The following is a 15,003-nucleotide window of genomic DNA, read 5'->3' on the forward strand; positions in this document are numbered from 1 at the left end:
GCCCCTACCCTGCCACGCTGGAAGGCGCCGTGCGCTCAGGTGTCACAGCAGCGGCAGCAATCACCTGAAATACTGGTCCATTTTCGCGATGCAAAATTTCGTCAAACTGCGTCAGAATGGCTCCCATGAAAAGCAAAGAGGATCAAAAGCCGGCGATCCAGGTACTTGAACGCATGTTCTCGTTGCTGGACCTCCTCGCGTCGCACCAGGATCCGGTGTCCCTGAAGCTCATCAGCGAACAGACCGGGTTGCACCCCTCCACCGCCCATCGCATCCTCAACGACCTGACGGTGGGCCGCTACGTCGACCGGCCCGAGGCGGGCAGCTACCGCCTGGGCATGCGCCTGCTGGAACTGGGCAACCTGGTGAAGGCACGGCTGGACGTACGCGATGCCGCCCTGGGCCCGATGCGCGAGTTGCACAAGCTCACCCACCAGCCGGTGAACCTGTCGATGCGCCAGGGCGACGAAATCGTCTACATCGAGCGCACCTACAGCGAACGCTCGGGCATGCAGGTCGTGCGTGCCGTGGGCGGCCGCGCGCCGCTGCACCTCACTTCGGTCGGCAAGCTCTTTCTCGCCCACGACGACCCGCAACGCGTGCGCGCCTATGCGACGCGCACCGGCCTCGCGGGCCACACACGCAACAGCATCACCGACGTGAACACGCTGGAGCGTGAGCTCTCCAAGGTGCTGCAGTACGGCACAGCGCGCGATGATGAAGAGCTGGAACTGGGTGTGCGCTGCATGGCGGCCGGCATCCTCGACGACCAGGGCAAGCTGGTTGCCGGCCTGTCGATCTCTGCACCTGCCGATCGCCTCGAAGAAGCCTGGCTGGAGCGCCTCAAGTCCACCGCCTCGCAGATCTCTTCGGCACTGGGACACCGCGGCTGACGCGTCTGCGGGCACAACGCAAAGAGCCCGGCAGTGCCGGGCTCTTTGCTTCGTGAGGTGCAGTCACTCAGGACGTGACCTTGGGTGTCTCGCGCACGGTGGCAGGTTCAGCGGCCGCAGGCGCCACTTCAGGCATGGGCACGGCAGCCGGGACGACGACAGGCGTCGTCGGCACTACCACCGCGGGGGCCGTCATGCGCGCAGTGACGGGCATCTCGCTCACCCAGCGGCGCACACGTTCGGCGTCGCCGATGCGCGAATACTTGCCGGCCGAATCAAGGAACACCATGATCAGTTGACGGCCGGCCAGCTTGGCCTGCATCACCAGGCAGCGACCTGCCTCGCTGATGTAGCCCGTCTTCTGCAGGCTGATGTCCCACTCCGGGTTGCGCACCAAGCCATTGGTGTTGCGGTACTGGAGTTGGCGGCGGCCAACGGCCACCTGGTGTTCGGGCGACGTCGACAGCTCACGGATCAGCGGGTAGTTGTGGGCCGCGTTCACCAGGGTCGCCAGGTCACGGGCGCTCGACTGATTGCGACTCGACAGTCCAGTGGGCTCGACGTACCTCGTGCTGGTCATGCCCAGCTCGGTCGTCTTGCGGTTCATTGCAGCCACGAAAACATCCAGGCCACCCGGGTAGGTGCGGCCCAGCGCGTGTGCAGCTCGGTTTTCGGACGACATCAGCGCGAGGTGGAGCATCTCACCGCGGGTGAGCTGGGTGCCCACCGTCAGGCGCGAGGTGCTGCCCTTCTCGGTGTCGACGTCGTCCTGGGTGACGGTCAGAACCTCGTCCAGCGGAAGCTTGGCTTCGGTGACGACCAGGGCCGTCATCAGCTTCGTCAGCGAAGCGATGGGCAGGACAGCCTGGGAATTCTTGCTGAGGAGAACCTCATTGGTCTCCGAGTCCATGACAAAGGCCACGCTGGACTTCAGGTCCAGCGGATCGGCCGTGCCATGCAAGCCATTGAGCTGGCCAAAGGAAGGGCGAGCTGGCTCGACATAGGCGGCACGGCGCAAGCTGGTGCGCTTGACGTTGCGCACAGCAACGACCTTGGACTTGCTTACTGACGCGTCCGAAACAGCGGTCGTGCGCTTCTTGGCGGGCTTGGCCGCCGCGCCGGCGGACAGGGGCAAGCAGACGGCAATCGCCAGCGCAACCAACCCACGCAGCAAATGCGACGCCGACTTTTGTGTAAGTACCACCACAACAACCCCTTTACGCTCGGTCGCCCAGAGTGTAGGTGAAAGAAAAAAACCCCGCAAGATCAAAAACTTGCGCGGTCTTCCTCAAGTTTGCCTAAGGAGTTGTCAGCTGTGTGACAAATATCACCCTTGGGCGGCCACGCGCTCGCTCTTGCTGTGCAGTTTGTTCAACGCCGCGAGGTAGGCCTTGGCTGACGCGACCACGATGTCCGGGTCGGCCCCCACGCCGTTGACGACACGCCCGCCATGCTGGAGTCGAACCGTCACCTCGCCCTGTGATTCTGTGCTGCCGGAGGTGATGGCATTGACCGAATAGAGCAGCATTTCCGCCCCAGTCTGCAGCTTCGACTCGATGGCCTTCAAGCTGGCGTCGACCGGGCCGTTGCCATCGCTCTCGGTGTGGTGCTCGACCTCACCGGCGGCAAAAGCCACCTTGGCGTGCGGCCGCTCCCCCATTTCGGACCGCTGCGACAAGGCCAGCAGGCGATAGTGCTCGTGCTCGGCCGTCACCGATTCATCCATCACCAAGGCCAGGATGTCTTCGTCGAAGATGTCGCTCTTGCGGTCGGCCAGCTCCTTGAACTTGGCGAAGGCAGTGTTGATCTCGGCCTCGGATTGCATCTCGATGCCCAGCTCTTGCAGGCGCTGCTTGAACGCATTGCGGCCCGAGAGCTTGCCCAGCACGATCTTGTTGGCCGACCAGCCCACGTCTTCGGCCCGCATGATTTCGTAGGTGTCGCGAGCCTTGAGCACGCCGTCCTGGTGGATGCCCGAGGCGTGTGCGAAGGCGTTGGCACCGACCACCGCCTTGTTGGGCTGCACCACGAAGCCCGTGGTCTGCGACACCAGACGAGAGGCCGGCACGATCTGAGAAGCGTCTACATCCAGCGCGAGGCCGAAGTAGTCCTTGCGCGTGCGCACCGCCATCACGATCTCTTCGAGCGCACAGTTGCCCGCACGCTCGCCCAGCCCGTTGATCGTGCACTCGATCTGCCGCGCGCCGCCGATCTTCACGCCGGCCAACGAGTTGGCCACCGCCATGCCCAGGTCGTTGTGGCAATGCACCGACCAAATCGCCTTGTCGGAATTGGGGATGCGCGTGCGCAGGTCGAGGATGAAGTTGCCGTAGAGCTCGGGGATGGCGTAGCCCACGGTGTCGGGGATGTTGATGGTGGTTGCGCCGGCATCGATCACCGCTTCGAGCACGCGGCACAGGAAGTCCGGGTCGGAGCGGTAGCCGTCCTCGGGCGAGAACTCCACGTCTTCCGACAGATTGCGCGCGAATCGGGTGGAGAGCCGGGCCTGTTCGAACACCTGATCGGGCGTCATGCGCAGCTTCTTCTCCATGTGCAGTGCACTGGTCGCAAGAAAGAGGTGGATGCGGGTGGAGTTGCCGCCCTTCAGCGCCTCGGCCGCACGCGAGATGTCGCGGTCGTTGGCACGCGCGAGCGAGCAGACGGTGCTGTCCTTGATCGCCTGCGCGATCGCGCGCACGGCCTCGAAGTCGCCGTTGGACGAAGCGGCGAAGCCAGCCTCGATCACGTTGACCTTCAGCCGCTCCAGCTGGCGCGCGATGCGCAGCTTCTCGTCCTTGGTCATCGAGGCTCCAGGCGACTGCTCGCCATCGCGCAAGGTGGTGTCGAAGATGATGAGTTTGTCGGTCATGGAGTGCTCCTCGTGGACTGTGTTTGGTGCAATGTTAGGCGAGCGCGGGCTGGGCGAACTGCAGCTTGCCCTGGCGGCGGGCACGGTGCAGGCCCGAAGTGATGGCCTTCAGTGATGCGGAGACGATGTTGGCGTCGATGCCCACACCGAAGAGCGTGAGGCCATCGCCGATGCGCAACTCCAGGTAGGCCACTGCCTTGGCATCGGCACCGCTGCCGATGGCATGTTCGTGGTAGTCGAGCACGCGCACCTTGCTCGCCAGTTGGCGGTTCACACCCTCGACGAAAGCCTCGATCGGCCCGGCGCCCTGCCCCTCGACCTTCAAGCCGCGGCCATCCACGTAGACGCTGGTCGACAGCTTCACCTGGCCATCCGCAATGGGTGAGATCGTCGCGTGGACCACCTGCGCATCCCAGGCACCAGCCGTGCTGTATTCGCGCTGGAAGATGCTCCAGAGCTCGGCGGCGGTCTGCTCCTTGCCGCTGTCGTCCATCACGGCCTGCACGACCTGGCTGAACTCGATCTGCAAGCGGCGCGGCAACTCGACCCCATACTCGTTTTCGAGCAAGTACGAAATGCCGCCCTTGCCCGACTGGCTGTTGACTCGGATCACCGCGTCGTAGCTGCGGCCGAGATCCTTCGGGTCGATCGGCAGGTAGGGCATGTTCCAGATCTCGCCTTCTCTTCGCGCGGAAAAGGCCTTCTTGATTGCATCCTGATGCGAACCGGAGAACGAGGTGTAGACCAGGTCGCCGACGTATGGATGACGGGGGTGCACGGGCAACTGGTTGCAATGCTCGACACAGCGGCGCACCTCGTCGATGTCGGAGAAGTCCAGGTTCGGCGACACACCTTGCGTATAGAGGTTCAGTGCGATGTTGACGAGATCGCAATTGCCCGTGCGCTCGCCATTGCCGAAGAGGCAGCCTTCAATGCGGTCGGCACCGGCCATCAAGGCGAATTCGCCGGTCGCGGTGCCGGTGCCCCGGTCGTTGTGCGGGTGGACGGAGAGCACGATGCTGTCGCGGCGGGCCATGTTCCGATGCATCCACTCCACCATGTCGGCAAATATGTTGGGCGTCGAGCGTTCGATGGTGGTGGGCAAGTTGACGATGCACTTGCGCTCGGGAGTGGGCTGCCAGACCTCGGTCACTGCATCGACGATGCGCTTGGCGAAGTCGAGCTCGGTGTCGGAGAAAGTCTCGGGCGAGTACTCGAAGCGCCATTCGGTCTCAGGCTGCTCGGCGGCGAGCTGGTTCATGAGCTGTGCATGCTCCACCGCGAGGGCGACCACGCCGTCCTGATCCAGGCCCAGCACCACTTCGCGCATCACCGGCGCGGTGGCGTTGTAGAGGTGCACGATCGCTCGCTTGGCGCCCTTGAGCGACTCAAAGGTACGGCGAATCAAAGGCTCGCGAGCCTGCGTCAGCACCTGGATCGTGACATCGTCCGGCACGAGATCCCGCTCGATCAGAGTGCGCAGAAAGTCGAACTCGGTCTGCGATGCCGAAGGGAATCCGACCTCGATCTCCTTGAAGCCGATGCGCAGCAGCATCTCGAACATGCGCAGCTTGCGCGGCAGATCCATCGGCTCGATCAGTGCCTGATTGCCGTCACGCAGATCGGTGCTGAGCCAGATGGGCGCTTTCGTCAACACGGCATCGGGCCAGGTGCGGTCACGCAAGCCAATGGGCGCAAAGGGTCGGTACTTCTGCTGCGGTTGCTTCAACATGGTCATCCCTTGAGAGAGTTGAACAGCAACCAGCAAACCAAATGCAAAACGGCCCGATGCTGGTTGCAAACGGGCCGTTGAGAACGAAAACGATGGACGTGAACGATCAGCGAGCCCGTGGCACCTCTAGTAGGGCTAGCGTGAGAGCGGTCGAGAACGTCATGGTCACGAATATAGCACGCAGCTTTTCAGCGGTGCAGGCCTTCCTCGTCGGGCTCGTCGGTAGACGTCGCGATCACGCTGACCGGCCGCCCCTTGAGTCGCTTCCACACATAGACGGCGTAACCCGACAGGCCGTAGATGCAGAACAAGCCAAACAGCACCGAGGGTGCGTGGATGTTGATGACAGCGATGCCGAGCGCGATCGCCACGATCACGATGAACGGAACCGTGCGCTTGAAGCTCACGTCCTTGAAACTGTAGAACGGCACGTTGGTCACCATCGTCAGGCCGGCGTACATCGCGAAGGCGAAGGCCGTCCAGCGCAGCCACTCGCCCTCGTTCGCCACCTTGAAGCCCGAGTCGTCCATCAGCCAGATGAAGCCCATGACCAGCGCCGCTGCCGCCGGGCTGGGCAGGCCCTGGAAGAAGCGCTTGTCGACGACGGCCAGATTGGTGTTGAAACGGGCCAGGCGAAGCGCAGCGCATGAGCAGTAGACGAAGGCGGCGATCCAGCCCAGCTTGCCCAGGCCCTTGAGCGCCCATTCGTAGATGATCAACGCCGGCGCGGCGCCGAAGGAAACCATGTCGGACAGGCTGTCCATCTGCTCGCCGAAAGTGCTCTGCGTATTGGTCATCCGCGCTACGCGGCCGTCGAGACTGTCGAGCACCATGGCGCAGAAGATGCCGATGGCCGATTGCTCGAAGCGGCCGTTCATGGCCATCACGATGGCATAGAAGCCCCCGAACAAGGCCGCCAAGGTGAACAGATTGGGCAGGATGTAGATGCCCTTGCGCCGAGGGCGCACAGGCGCCTCTTCTCCGTCGGCAACGGGTTGGACGCCATCGTGCATGTCGTTCATGTGTCAAGCGTTGATCGGTGTTTTCAAGCGGCGAAGGATACCGCAGCGACAAACAAAAACGCCGCAAGGTAAGCCCTTGCGGCGAGTCTTGATTGCCTTGTCGGCAAGCGATCAGTTCTTGCTTTGGTCGACCAGGCGATTCTTCTTGATCCAAGGCATCATCGCGCGCAATTGCTCGCCGACTTGCTCGATCGGGTGCTCGGCCGTCAGCCGGCGGCGCGACTGCAGCGTGGGAGCACCGGCCTTGTTCTCGAGGATGAAGCTCTTGGCGTATTCGCCGGTCTGGATGTCCTTGAGCACTTGGCGCATCGCGTTCTTGGTGTCCGCCGTCACCATGCGCGGGCCGGTGACGTATTCACCATACTCGGCGTTGTTCGAGATCGAGTAGTTCATGTTGGCGATACCGCCTTCATAGATGAGGTCGACGATCAGCTTCAACTCGTGCAGGCACTCGAAGTAAGCCATCTCGGGCGCGTAGCCGGCCTCCACCAGCGTCTCGAAGCCAGCCTTGATCAGCTCGACGGTGCCGCCGCACAGCACGGCCTGTTCGCCGAAGAGGTCGGTCTCGGTTTCTTCGCGGAAGTTGGTCTCGATCACGCCAGCCTTGCCACCGCCATTGGCTGCCGCGTAGCTAAGGGCCAGATCGCGCGCCTTGCCGCTCTTGTCGGCGTGCACGGCAATCAGGTGAGGCACGCCGCCACCTTGGGTGTAAGTCGAGCGCACGGTGTGGCCCGGCGCCTTGGGGGCGACCATCCACACATCGAGGTCCGCGCGGGGCACGACTTGACCGTAGTGCACGTTGAATCCATGCGCGAAGGCCAGCGACGCACCTTGCTTGATGTGGGGTTCGACGTCGTTCTTGTAAACGGCGGCGATCTGCTCGTCAGGTAGCAGCAGCATGACGATGTCGGCAGACTTCACAGCGTCAGCGATCTCGGCGACCTTCAAGCCTGCCTTCTCGACCTTGCCCCACGACGCGCCACCCTTGCGCAGGCCAACGGTGACCTTGACACCGCTGTCGTTCAGGTTCTGCGCGTGCGCGTGACCTTGCGAGCCGTAGCCGATGATCGTGACGTTCTTGCCCTTCACCAGGCTCAGGTCGGCGTCTTTGTCGTAGTAAACCTTCATCTCTAACTCCTTCAGTTCAATGCGGGGTTTCGGTGATAACTCACGCGCGCAGGATGCGCTCGCCGCGACCGATCCCGCTGGTGCCGGTGCGCACGGTTTCCAGAATGGCGGTGCGGTCGATGGCCTCGATGAAGGCATCGAGCTTGGACGCATCGCCCGTCAACTCAATGGTGTAGCTCTTTTCGGTCACGTCGATGATGCGGCCGCGGAAGATGTCGGCCATGCGCTTCATCTCTTCGCGCTCCTTGCCGACGGCACGGACCTTGATGAGCATGAGCTCGCGTTCGGTGTAGCTGCCTTCGGTCAGGTCGACGACCTTCACGACTTCGATCAGGCGGTTAAGGTGCTTGGTGATCTGCTCGATCACGTCATCGGAGCCAGTGGTCACGATGGTCATGCGCGACAGGGAGGGATCCTCCGTCGGCGCCACCGTCAGGCTCTCGATGTTGTAGCCGCGGGCGGAGAACAAGGCGACGACGCGCGACAACGCGCCGGGTTCGTTCTCCAGCAGCAAGGCGATGATGTGTTTCATGTGTGCTTTTGAGCGCGCTCTTCAGGCCATTGGCGGTAACCAATGGCCCTTGGCCACGCTGTCCAAGTTTGAGTCGGTGTGAAATGGCTGAAGCCGATCAGCGCATCCCCTCGGCTTTCGGGCAGGCGCGGTAACGCACACCCTCGACGGAGGTTCAGCGCGTCACAGGTCTTCAGACCCCAGAAGCATTTCGCTGATGCCCTTGCCAGCCTGCACCATGGGCCAGACGTTCTCGGTCGGGTCGGTGCGGATGTCGAGGAAGACGGTCCGATCCTTGAGCTTGATGGCTTCGCGCAGGGCCGGCTCGACATCGGATGGCTTCTGCACCAGCAAGCCCACGTGCCCATAGGCTTCGGCAAGTTTGACGAAATCAGGCAGCGCGTCCATGTAGCTGTGCGAGTAGCGGCCGCCATAGTCGAGCTCCTGCCACTGCCGCACCATGCCGAGATAGCGGTTGTTCAGCGACACGATCTTCACCGGCGTCTTGTACTGCAGGCAGGTCGACAGCTCCTGGATGCACATCTGGATAGAGCCTTCGCCCGTCACACAGAACACGTCGGAGTCCGGCTTGGCCAGCTTGATGCCCATCGCATACGGCAGGCCCACACCCATCGTGCCCAGGCCACCGGAATTGATCCAGCGGCGCGGCTCCTCGAAACGGTAGAACTGCGCAGCCCACATCTGGTGCTGGCCGACGTCGGAGGTGATGTAGGTGTCGCGGTTGCGCGTCAGTTCGCACAAGGTTTCGACCACGTACTGCGGTTTGATGACCTCGTTGCTGTTCTTGTACTTCAGGCACTCGCGCTTGCGCCATTCGTTGATCTGCCCCCACCACGTGGACAAAGACTGCACGTCGGGCTTGGCCTGCGCTTCCTTGATCTGGGCGATCAGCTCATGAAGCACATCCTTCACGTCGCCGACGATGGGGATGTCGACCTTCACGCGCTTGGAGATCGACGACGGATCGATGTCGATGTGGATGATCTTGCGTTCCACCGAAGCGAAGTGCTTCGGGTTGCCGATCACGCGGTCATCGAAGCGGGCGCCGACGGCCAGCAGAACATCGCAGTTCTGCATGGTCATGTTGGCTTCGTAGGTACCGTGCATGCCCAGCATTCCGAGGAACTTCGGGTCACTCGCCGGCATGGCACCCAGGCCCATCAGCGTGTTGGTGCAGGGATAACCGAGCAGGTTGACCAGTTCGCGCAGTTCTGCCGCAGCATTGCCGAGCACGACGCCGCCACCGGTGTAGATGTAGGGCCGTTTGGCCGCCAGCAGCAGTTGCACCGCCTTGCGAATCTGCCCGCCATGGCCCTTGCGCGCCGGGTTGTACGAGCGCATCTCGACCGAGGCTGGGTAGTGGAAAGGCGCCGTCTTGAGCGACACATCCTTGGGGATGTCGACCACCACAGGCCCGGGGCGACCGGTGCGTGCGATGTGGAAGGCCTTCTTCAGCGTGACCGCGAGATCACGCACATCCTTGACCAGGAAGTTGTGCTTCACGATGGGCCGCGTGATGCCCACGGTGTCGCATTCCTGGAAGGCATCGAGCCCGATCGCCGGCGTGGGGACCTGCCCGGTGATGATCACCATCGGGATCGAATCCATGTAGGCGGTGGCAATGCCGGTCACGGCGTTGGTGACGCCGGGGCCCGAGGTGACCAGCGCAACGCCGACGTTGCCGGTCGCCCGCGCATAGCCGTCAGCGGCATGCACGGCAGCCTGCTCGTGGCGCACCAGCACGTGTTCGATGCTGTCTTGCTTGTAGAGCGCGTCGTAGATGTAGAGGACCGCACCGCCCGGGTAACCCCAGAGGAATTTCACGCCTTCGGCTTGAAGGCAGCGGACCAGGATTTCGGAGCCGTTCGGCTCCGCGGGGGAGGAGGATTGCGGTTGCGCCGAGGCGGCGCGTTTGATTTCCGCGGCAGACATGTCCATGTTGAACCTTTGTGAATTTCTCTAACGAAAAACCATTGGTGCACCTCTCCACGCCCTCGTGAGGCGGGTGTGGTGCCTGCTGAGTCAAGAAACCGGGCGCCCAGGTCGGGCTGCCAAATTCAGACCAGATGATAAGAATCGCGGATTATAGAACCGCAGGCGAGCTTCGTGGCTCCGTGAGGCTGTCACGATGCGATAATCGCGCCCGTTTCGGCAGGCTTGCAGCCTGAGGCTCGTCTCCCTTGGCATCTGACAAAGAACTTTCGGATTTTCTGAAAAGCGTCGAGAAACGCGCCTTCAAGCGCGTGACATACGCCGTTCGGGACGAGGATTCCGCACTCGACATCGTTCAGGATTCGATGATTCGTCTCGCCGAAAAGTACGGCGACCGGCCTGCCTCTGAACTCCCCCTCGTGTTCCAGCGGATCCTGTCCAACGCGACCATGGACTGGTTTCGCCGCCAAAAGGTCCGCAACGCCGTCGTTCGCAACTTTTCCGAGTACGAATCCGCGGGAGAGGATGGGGACTTCGACCTGCTGGAAACCCTGGCGTCCGAAAATGAGTCTTCTGCCACGGAGAGCGCCGCAGAATCCGTCTCTCGGGCGCAGATCCTGCTTGCCATTGACGGCGAGGTGGCCAGGCTGCCTGCACGTCAACGAGAGGCCTTCTTGCTGCGTTACTGGGAAGAACTTGATGTCGCCGAGACGGCGGCTGTCATGGGTTGCTCGGAGGGAAGCGTCAAGACGCATTGCTCCCGGGCAGTTCATGCACTGGCCGATGCTCTGAAGGCAAAGGGGATTGAGCTATGAGCACCGCCCAACTACGACCTTACGCACCGGCCGAACTGGACGCCCAGGAGGCCCGGCTTGCATTCCGCTTGACCGCCGCCCTCACGGAGCGTGCGGCCGACCTGTCGCCCGACGTGGCCGAGCGCCTGCGCTTTGCCCGCGAGCAGGCTCTGGCCCGTGCCCGCGTAGCGCGCACCGCAACGGCTGCCAAAGCGGAGGTCGTCGTAGGTTCGGGGGCAACGCTCTCCCTGGGTCGCGGCGGAAACGAAGGTTCTGCTTGGTGGGTTCAGGTGGTGGCGCTGATCCCCCTGATCGCGCTGCTGGGCGGCCTGGTGTTGATTCAGAAGCTGCACGACCGCAACCAGATCGCCGCCGCGGCAGAGATCGACGCTTCCCTGCTCGCGGATGACCTGCCCCCTTCCGCCTACAGTGACCCGGGTTTCGTGGAGTTTCTGAAGGCCCCTCACGACGATTGACCTGCACCGCCATGCACCCTCTGCGGCCGATGCCGCTCTCTCGGCGTGAATTAGCGCAGCGCGTTGTTGCCTGCGCGGGCTGGGTGTTGTTCGCCTCCTTGTCGTTGCCCTCGATCAGCATGGCGCAGACGGGGCCGGCGCCCGTGGTTGTCAGAGCAGCGGGCCAGGCTGGAGCCGGGGGTGGCTCCTGGGCCTCGCTGACACCAGCACAAAAGAACGCACTCCGCCCGCTCGAACGGGAATGGGGAAACATCGATTCGGAACGAAGGACCAAGTGGCTGGACATCGCCCACAAGTTCCCGAGTATGTCGCCCGACGAGCAAGCCCGCATCCAGGCACGCATGGAAGAGTGGGCGAAGCTCACACCCCCGGAGCGTGGCCAGGCCCGCATGAACTACAAGGAAGCCCAGCAGATCCCGGCGCAGGAGCGCAAGAACCGTTGGGAAGCCTACAAGGCCCTGCCACCGGAACAGCAGAAGGAATTGGCGGCCCGCAAGTCGGCCACCCCTGAGCAGCCTTCCAACACAGCCGGCACCAAGTCCAACGTGGTGCCCAACCCATCGTATGCCCCGCGCCCCAAGCCGGTGGCACCGACTGTGGCCCAGGCTCAGCCGGGCGCCACCACCAACCTGATCAACAAGCGCCCCAGCCCGCCGCCCCACCAGCCGGCTGGGTTGCCCAAGATCGCCGTGACCTCCGGTTTCGTCGATCAGTCGACGCTGCTGCCCAAGCGCGGGCCGCAAGGCGCCGCCACCCGCTCAGCCGCCGCGTCGAGCCCCAGTTCGCCCCGCCAATGACCGGCACTCCGGTCGCGCCAACCTCTGTTGCAGAGGTTCCCAGCCTGCTGCGCCGCCTAGCCAGCTTTGCCTACGAAGGCCTGATCCTCTTCGGCATGCTGCTGATTCCTGGCGCGCTGGGCGCCGTCATCGTGGCCGTCACCGGCCAGCAGCATTCTCGGCAGAGCGATCTCGTGCTCGAGGTGTTCAGTTTTCTCCTGTATGGAGCGTACTTCACCTGGTTCTGGTCGACCCGCGGCCAGACATTGCCGATGCAGACCTGGAAGATCCGCCTCGTCACCGCTGATGGCCAGCCCGTGGGCCCCGGTCTGGCTGCCGGCCGCTACATCCTGAGCTGGTTGTGGGTCGCTCCAGCCGGCATCGTGGCCACGCTGAACCACTGGAACGTACGCGAGCAACCTCGCACCGTGGCCGCCTGTTTGGCGGTCGGCATTGCAGCCTACGCCCTGCTCTCGCTGCTGCTGCCGCAGCGCCAGTTCCTGCACGACATCCTCTGCGGGACACGGCTGCTCATCGCCCCGAACGAGCCTCGCCGCGCGCGGTAGGTGGCCTCGACGCTCAGGGCACAATCGCCGCCCATGAGCAATCCATTCAAGGGGCGCACCGGTCTGGACCGGGTCATCCGCGCCACAGGCTATTCGTTCGAAGGGCTGAAGACGGCCTATCTCGGAGAGAGCGCATTTCGCCAGGAGGTCTGGCTCGCTGTGGTGCTGATTCCGTCCGCCTTCTGGGTCGGCAGCAACTGGGTTGAAGTCGGAATGCTTGTGGGCTCCGTGTTGCTGGTCATGATCGTCGAGCTGCTGAATTCGGGCATCGAGGCCGCGATCGACCGCGTGTCCTTCGAACTGCACGATCTCTCCAAGCGTGCCAAGGATCTGGCAAGTGCCGCCGTGTTCCTGTCGCTGGTCTTGTGCGCCGGCTTGTGGGGTGCTGCGCTGTGGCACCGTTTCCTGTGAGCAGACTGTCGCTGTGCGTGTACTGTGGCTCGCGCACCGGCGGCAACCCGGCGTATGAGCTGGCCGCACGAAGCATCGGGGCGCTCATCGGCCAGCGGGGCTGGCAACTCGTCTACGGTGGCGGCAACGCAGGGCTGATGGGAACGGTGGCCAACGCCGCCCTGGCCGCCGGCGCACCGGTGGTCGGCGTGATCCCGCATTCGCTGATGGAGCGTGAACTCGGCCACCCCGGCCTCACCGAGTTGCATGTCGTCGACACCATGCACCAGCGCAAGCAGATGATGGCCGAGCGCGCCGACGCCTTCCTCGCGCTACCCGGCGGGATCGGCACTTTCGAGGAGCTGTTCGAAGTCTGGACCTGGCGCCAGCTCGGCTACCACGACAAGCCCGTTGGGCTGCTCAACGTCGAAGGCTATTACGACCGCCTGCTCGGCTTCATGGACCAAGCGGTGGCCGACGGCTTCGTGCCGCCCGCCCAGCGCCAGTTGCTGCAGGCGGGCAGCGATCCATCCGAACTGCTGCAGCGCCTCGGCGAGCAGGCGGGGCGCGCCACCGCACCAGACGACTACCGCCGCATCTAGGCGCAAAAAAGCCCGCGTACAGCGGGCTTTGTCTCGACGCGAAGGGGTGCTCAGACAGCGGCTTCGTCCGTTTCACCGGTGCGGATGCGAACCACCTGCTCGACCGCCGTCACGAAGATCTTGCCGTCACCGATCTTGCCGGTCTTGGCGGCCTTCACGATGGCCTCGATGCAGCGCTCCACGTCGCCGTCCTTCACGACAACCTCGACCTTCACCTTGGGCAGGAAGTCGACCACGTACTCGGCGCCGCGGTACAACTCGGTGTGCCCCTTCTGGCGCCCGAAGCCCTTGACCTCGGTGACGGTCAGCCCGGTGACGCCCACGTCGGCCAAGGCTTCGCGTACTTCTTCGAGCTTGAACGGCTTCACGATCGCGGTGATCTGTTTCATGGCGGTCTCCAGGGCAATTAGATGCGGGTAGTTTAAGCGCGGAACTTCGAAGTGATGGGGTAGCGCCAATCGCGCCCGAAGGCGCGGTGGGTGATTCGGATGCCGATGGGCGCCTGCCGGCGCTTGTACTCGTTGATCTTGATCAGGCGCGTGACGCGCTCCACGTCGGCCGCGGCATAGCCGGCGGCGACGATCTGCTCGATGCTCTGGTCGTCTTCCATGTAGCGCTGCAGGATGCCGTCGAGCACCTCGTAGGGCGGCAGGCTGTCCTGGTCGGTCTGGTCGGGGCGCAGCTCGGCCGAGGGGGCGCGGGTGATGATCCGCCGGGGGATCACCTCGGCACCCTGGGCGTTCTTCCAATCGGCGAGCCGGTAGACGAGGGTCTTGGCCACGTCCTTGATCACTGCAAAACCGCCCGCCATGTCGCCATACAGCGTGCAGTAGCCGGTCGCCATCTCGCTCTTGTTGCCGGTCGTCAGCACGATGGAGCCGAACTTGTTCGACAAGGCCATCAGCAAGGTGCCGCGGATGCGCGCCTGGATGTTCTCTTCGGTCGCGTCTTCCTTCAATCCGGCGAACTCGCTGGCCAGGCTTTGCTTGAACGCATCGAACATGGGCACGATGGAGATCTCGTCGTAGCGCACGCCGAGGCGTTGTGCCATGTCGCGGGCATCGATCCAGGAGATGTCGGCCGTGTAGGGCGAAGGCATCATCACGGTGCGCACCTTGTCGGCACCCAGCGCATCGACAGCGATGGCGAGCACCAGCGCCGAGTCGATACCGCCGCTCAGGCCCAGGAGGATGCCCGGGAAGCCGTTCTTGCCGATGTAGTCGCGCACGCCCGTCACCAAGGCGCCCCAAGCTTGTGCCTCGATCTCAGGTACGGCCGCCACCGGGCCGTG

16 protein-coding genes are annotated in these 15,003 nt (G+C 63.5%); 7 read left to right on the forward strand and 9 right to left on the reverse strand.

Going from position 1 to position 15,003, the window contains the following annotated elements; translation table 11 throughout:
- The first annotated feature begins 125 nt into the window (after nucleotides 1–125).
- A complete protein-coding gene (locus VFL64_RS05455; protein WP_027693178.1) occupies nucleotides 126–893 on the forward strand; it encodes an IclR family transcriptional regulator domain-containing protein in 768 nt (255 codons plus the stop codon).
- 67 nt (nucleotides 894–960) lie between these two features.
- Here the strand turns inward: VFL64_RS05455 and pbpG are convergent, their stop codons facing one another.
- From pbpG to VFL64_RS05490, 7 genes are all read right to left on the reverse strand, one after another.
- Complete coding sequence (gene pbpG / locus VFL64_RS05460) at nucleotides 961–2,097, reverse strand: D-alanyl-D-alanine endopeptidase (protein ID WP_489539379.1); 1,137 nt, start codon at nucleotides 2,095–2,097, stop codon at nucleotides 961–963.
- 123 nt (nucleotides 2,098–2,220) lie between these two features.
- Complete coding sequence (locus VFL64_RS05465; RefSeq protein WP_489539370.1) at nucleotides 2,221–3,762, reverse strand: 2-isopropylmalate synthase; 1,542 nt, start codon at nucleotides 3,760–3,762, stop codon at nucleotides 2,221–2,223.
- Nucleotides 3,763–3,796: 34 nt separating this feature from the next.
- Nucleotides 3,797–5,494, reverse strand: coding sequence for a 2-isopropylmalate synthase (leuA, locus tag VFL64_RS05470; RefSeq protein ID WP_489539371.1), 1,698 nt, complete (start codon nucleotides 5,492–5,494; stop codon nucleotides 3,797–3,799).
- 188 nt (nucleotides 5,495–5,682) lie between these two features.
- Nucleotides 5,683–6,507 carry a CDP-diacylglycerol--serine O-phosphatidyltransferase gene (gene pssA / locus VFL64_RS05475; protein ID WP_027693175.1) on the reverse strand — a complete coding sequence of 275 codons (825 nt, stop codon included), beginning with the start codon at nucleotides 6,505–6,507 and terminating at the stop codon, nucleotides 5,683–5,685.
- A gap of 120 nt (nucleotides 6,508–6,627) precedes the next feature.
- The gene (gene ilvC / locus VFL64_RS05480) at nucleotides 6,628–7,644 is read right to left on the reverse strand and encodes a ketol-acid reductoisomerase (RefSeq protein ID WP_027693174.1); all 1,017 of its coding nucleotides are present in this window, start codon (nucleotides 7,642–7,644) and stop codon (nucleotides 6,628–6,630) included.
- 40 nt (nucleotides 7,645–7,684) lie between these two features.
- Nucleotides 7,685–8,176, reverse strand: coding sequence for an acetolactate synthase small subunit (gene ilvN / locus VFL64_RS05485; protein ID WP_027693173.1), 492 nt, complete (start codon nucleotides 8,174–8,176; stop codon nucleotides 7,685–7,687).
- Nucleotides 8,177–8,338: 162 nt separating this feature from the next.
- Nucleotides 8,339–10,114 (reverse strand): acetolactate synthase 3 catalytic subunit, encoded by a 1,776-nt coding sequence (locus VFL64_RS05490; RefSeq protein ID WP_489539372.1) that lies wholly within the window; start codon nucleotides 10,112–10,114, stop codon nucleotides 8,339–8,341.
- A 242-nt stretch (nucleotides 10,115–10,356) separates the two neighbouring features.
- Between VFL64_RS05490 and VFL64_RS05495 the strand changes: the two genes are divergently transcribed.
- The 6 genes from VFL64_RS05495 (at nucleotide 10,357) to VFL64_RS05520 (ending at nucleotide 13,712) form a co-directional block, all read left to right on the forward strand.
- Nucleotides 10,357–10,923, forward strand: a complete 567-nt coding sequence (locus VFL64_RS05495) for an RNA polymerase sigma factor (protein WP_489539373.1) — start codon at nucleotides 10,357–10,359, stop codon at nucleotides 10,921–10,923.
- On the forward strand, nucleotides 10,920–11,378 hold the full coding sequence (locus VFL64_RS05500; RefSeq protein ID WP_489539374.1) for a DUF3619 family protein: 459 nt from the start codon (nucleotides 10,920–10,922) through the stop codon (nucleotides 11,376–11,378). The genes VFL64_RS05495 and VFL64_RS05500 overlap by 4 nt, the downstream gene beginning before the upstream one ends.
- A gap of 119 nt (nucleotides 11,379–11,497) precedes the next feature.
- Nucleotides 11,498–12,175, forward strand: coding sequence for a DUF3106 domain-containing protein (locus VFL64_RS05505; protein WP_489539380.1), 678 nt, complete (start codon nucleotides 11,498–11,500; stop codon nucleotides 12,173–12,175).
- Nucleotides 12,172–12,720, forward strand: coding sequence for an RDD family protein (locus VFL64_RS05510; protein ID WP_489539375.1), 549 nt, complete (start codon nucleotides 12,172–12,174; stop codon nucleotides 12,718–12,720). The genes VFL64_RS05505 and VFL64_RS05510 overlap by 4 nt, the downstream gene beginning before the upstream one ends.
- Nucleotides 12,721–12,753: 33 nt before the next feature.
- Complete coding sequence (locus VFL64_RS05515; protein WP_489539376.1) at nucleotides 12,754–13,131, forward strand: diacylglycerol kinase; 378 nt, start codon at nucleotides 12,754–12,756, stop codon at nucleotides 13,129–13,131.
- The gene (locus VFL64_RS05520; RefSeq protein ID WP_489539377.1) at nucleotides 13,128–13,712 is read left to right on the forward strand and encodes an LOG family protein; all 585 of its coding nucleotides are present in this window, start codon (nucleotides 13,128–13,130) and stop codon (nucleotides 13,710–13,712) included. Before VFL64_RS05515 ends, VFL64_RS05520 begins: the two co-directional genes overlap by 4 nt.
- A gap of 50 nt (nucleotides 13,713–13,762) precedes the next feature.
- On the opposite strand, the gene VFL64_RS05525 is transcribed toward VFL64_RS05520, so the two are convergent.
- Both VFL64_RS05525 and VFL64_RS05530 read right to left on the reverse strand, forming a co-directional pair.
- Entirely contained in the window at nucleotides 13,763–14,101 is a 339-nt protein-coding gene (locus VFL64_RS05525; RefSeq protein ID WP_027693166.1) for a P-II family nitrogen regulator, read from the reverse strand.
- Between the two features lie 32 nt (nucleotides 14,102–14,133).
- Nucleotides 14,134–15,003, reverse strand: an 870-nt coding sequence (locus tag VFL64_RS05530; protein WP_489539378.1) for an NAD+ synthase, incomplete at its 5' end; no start/stop codon positions are given.

Origin of the sequence: Rhizobacter sp., assembly GCF_035702065.1 — a bacterium.
In the GTDB taxonomy this organism is placed as follows: Bacteria; Pseudomonadota; Gammaproteobacteria; order Burkholderiales; family Burkholderiaceae_C; genus Rhizobacter.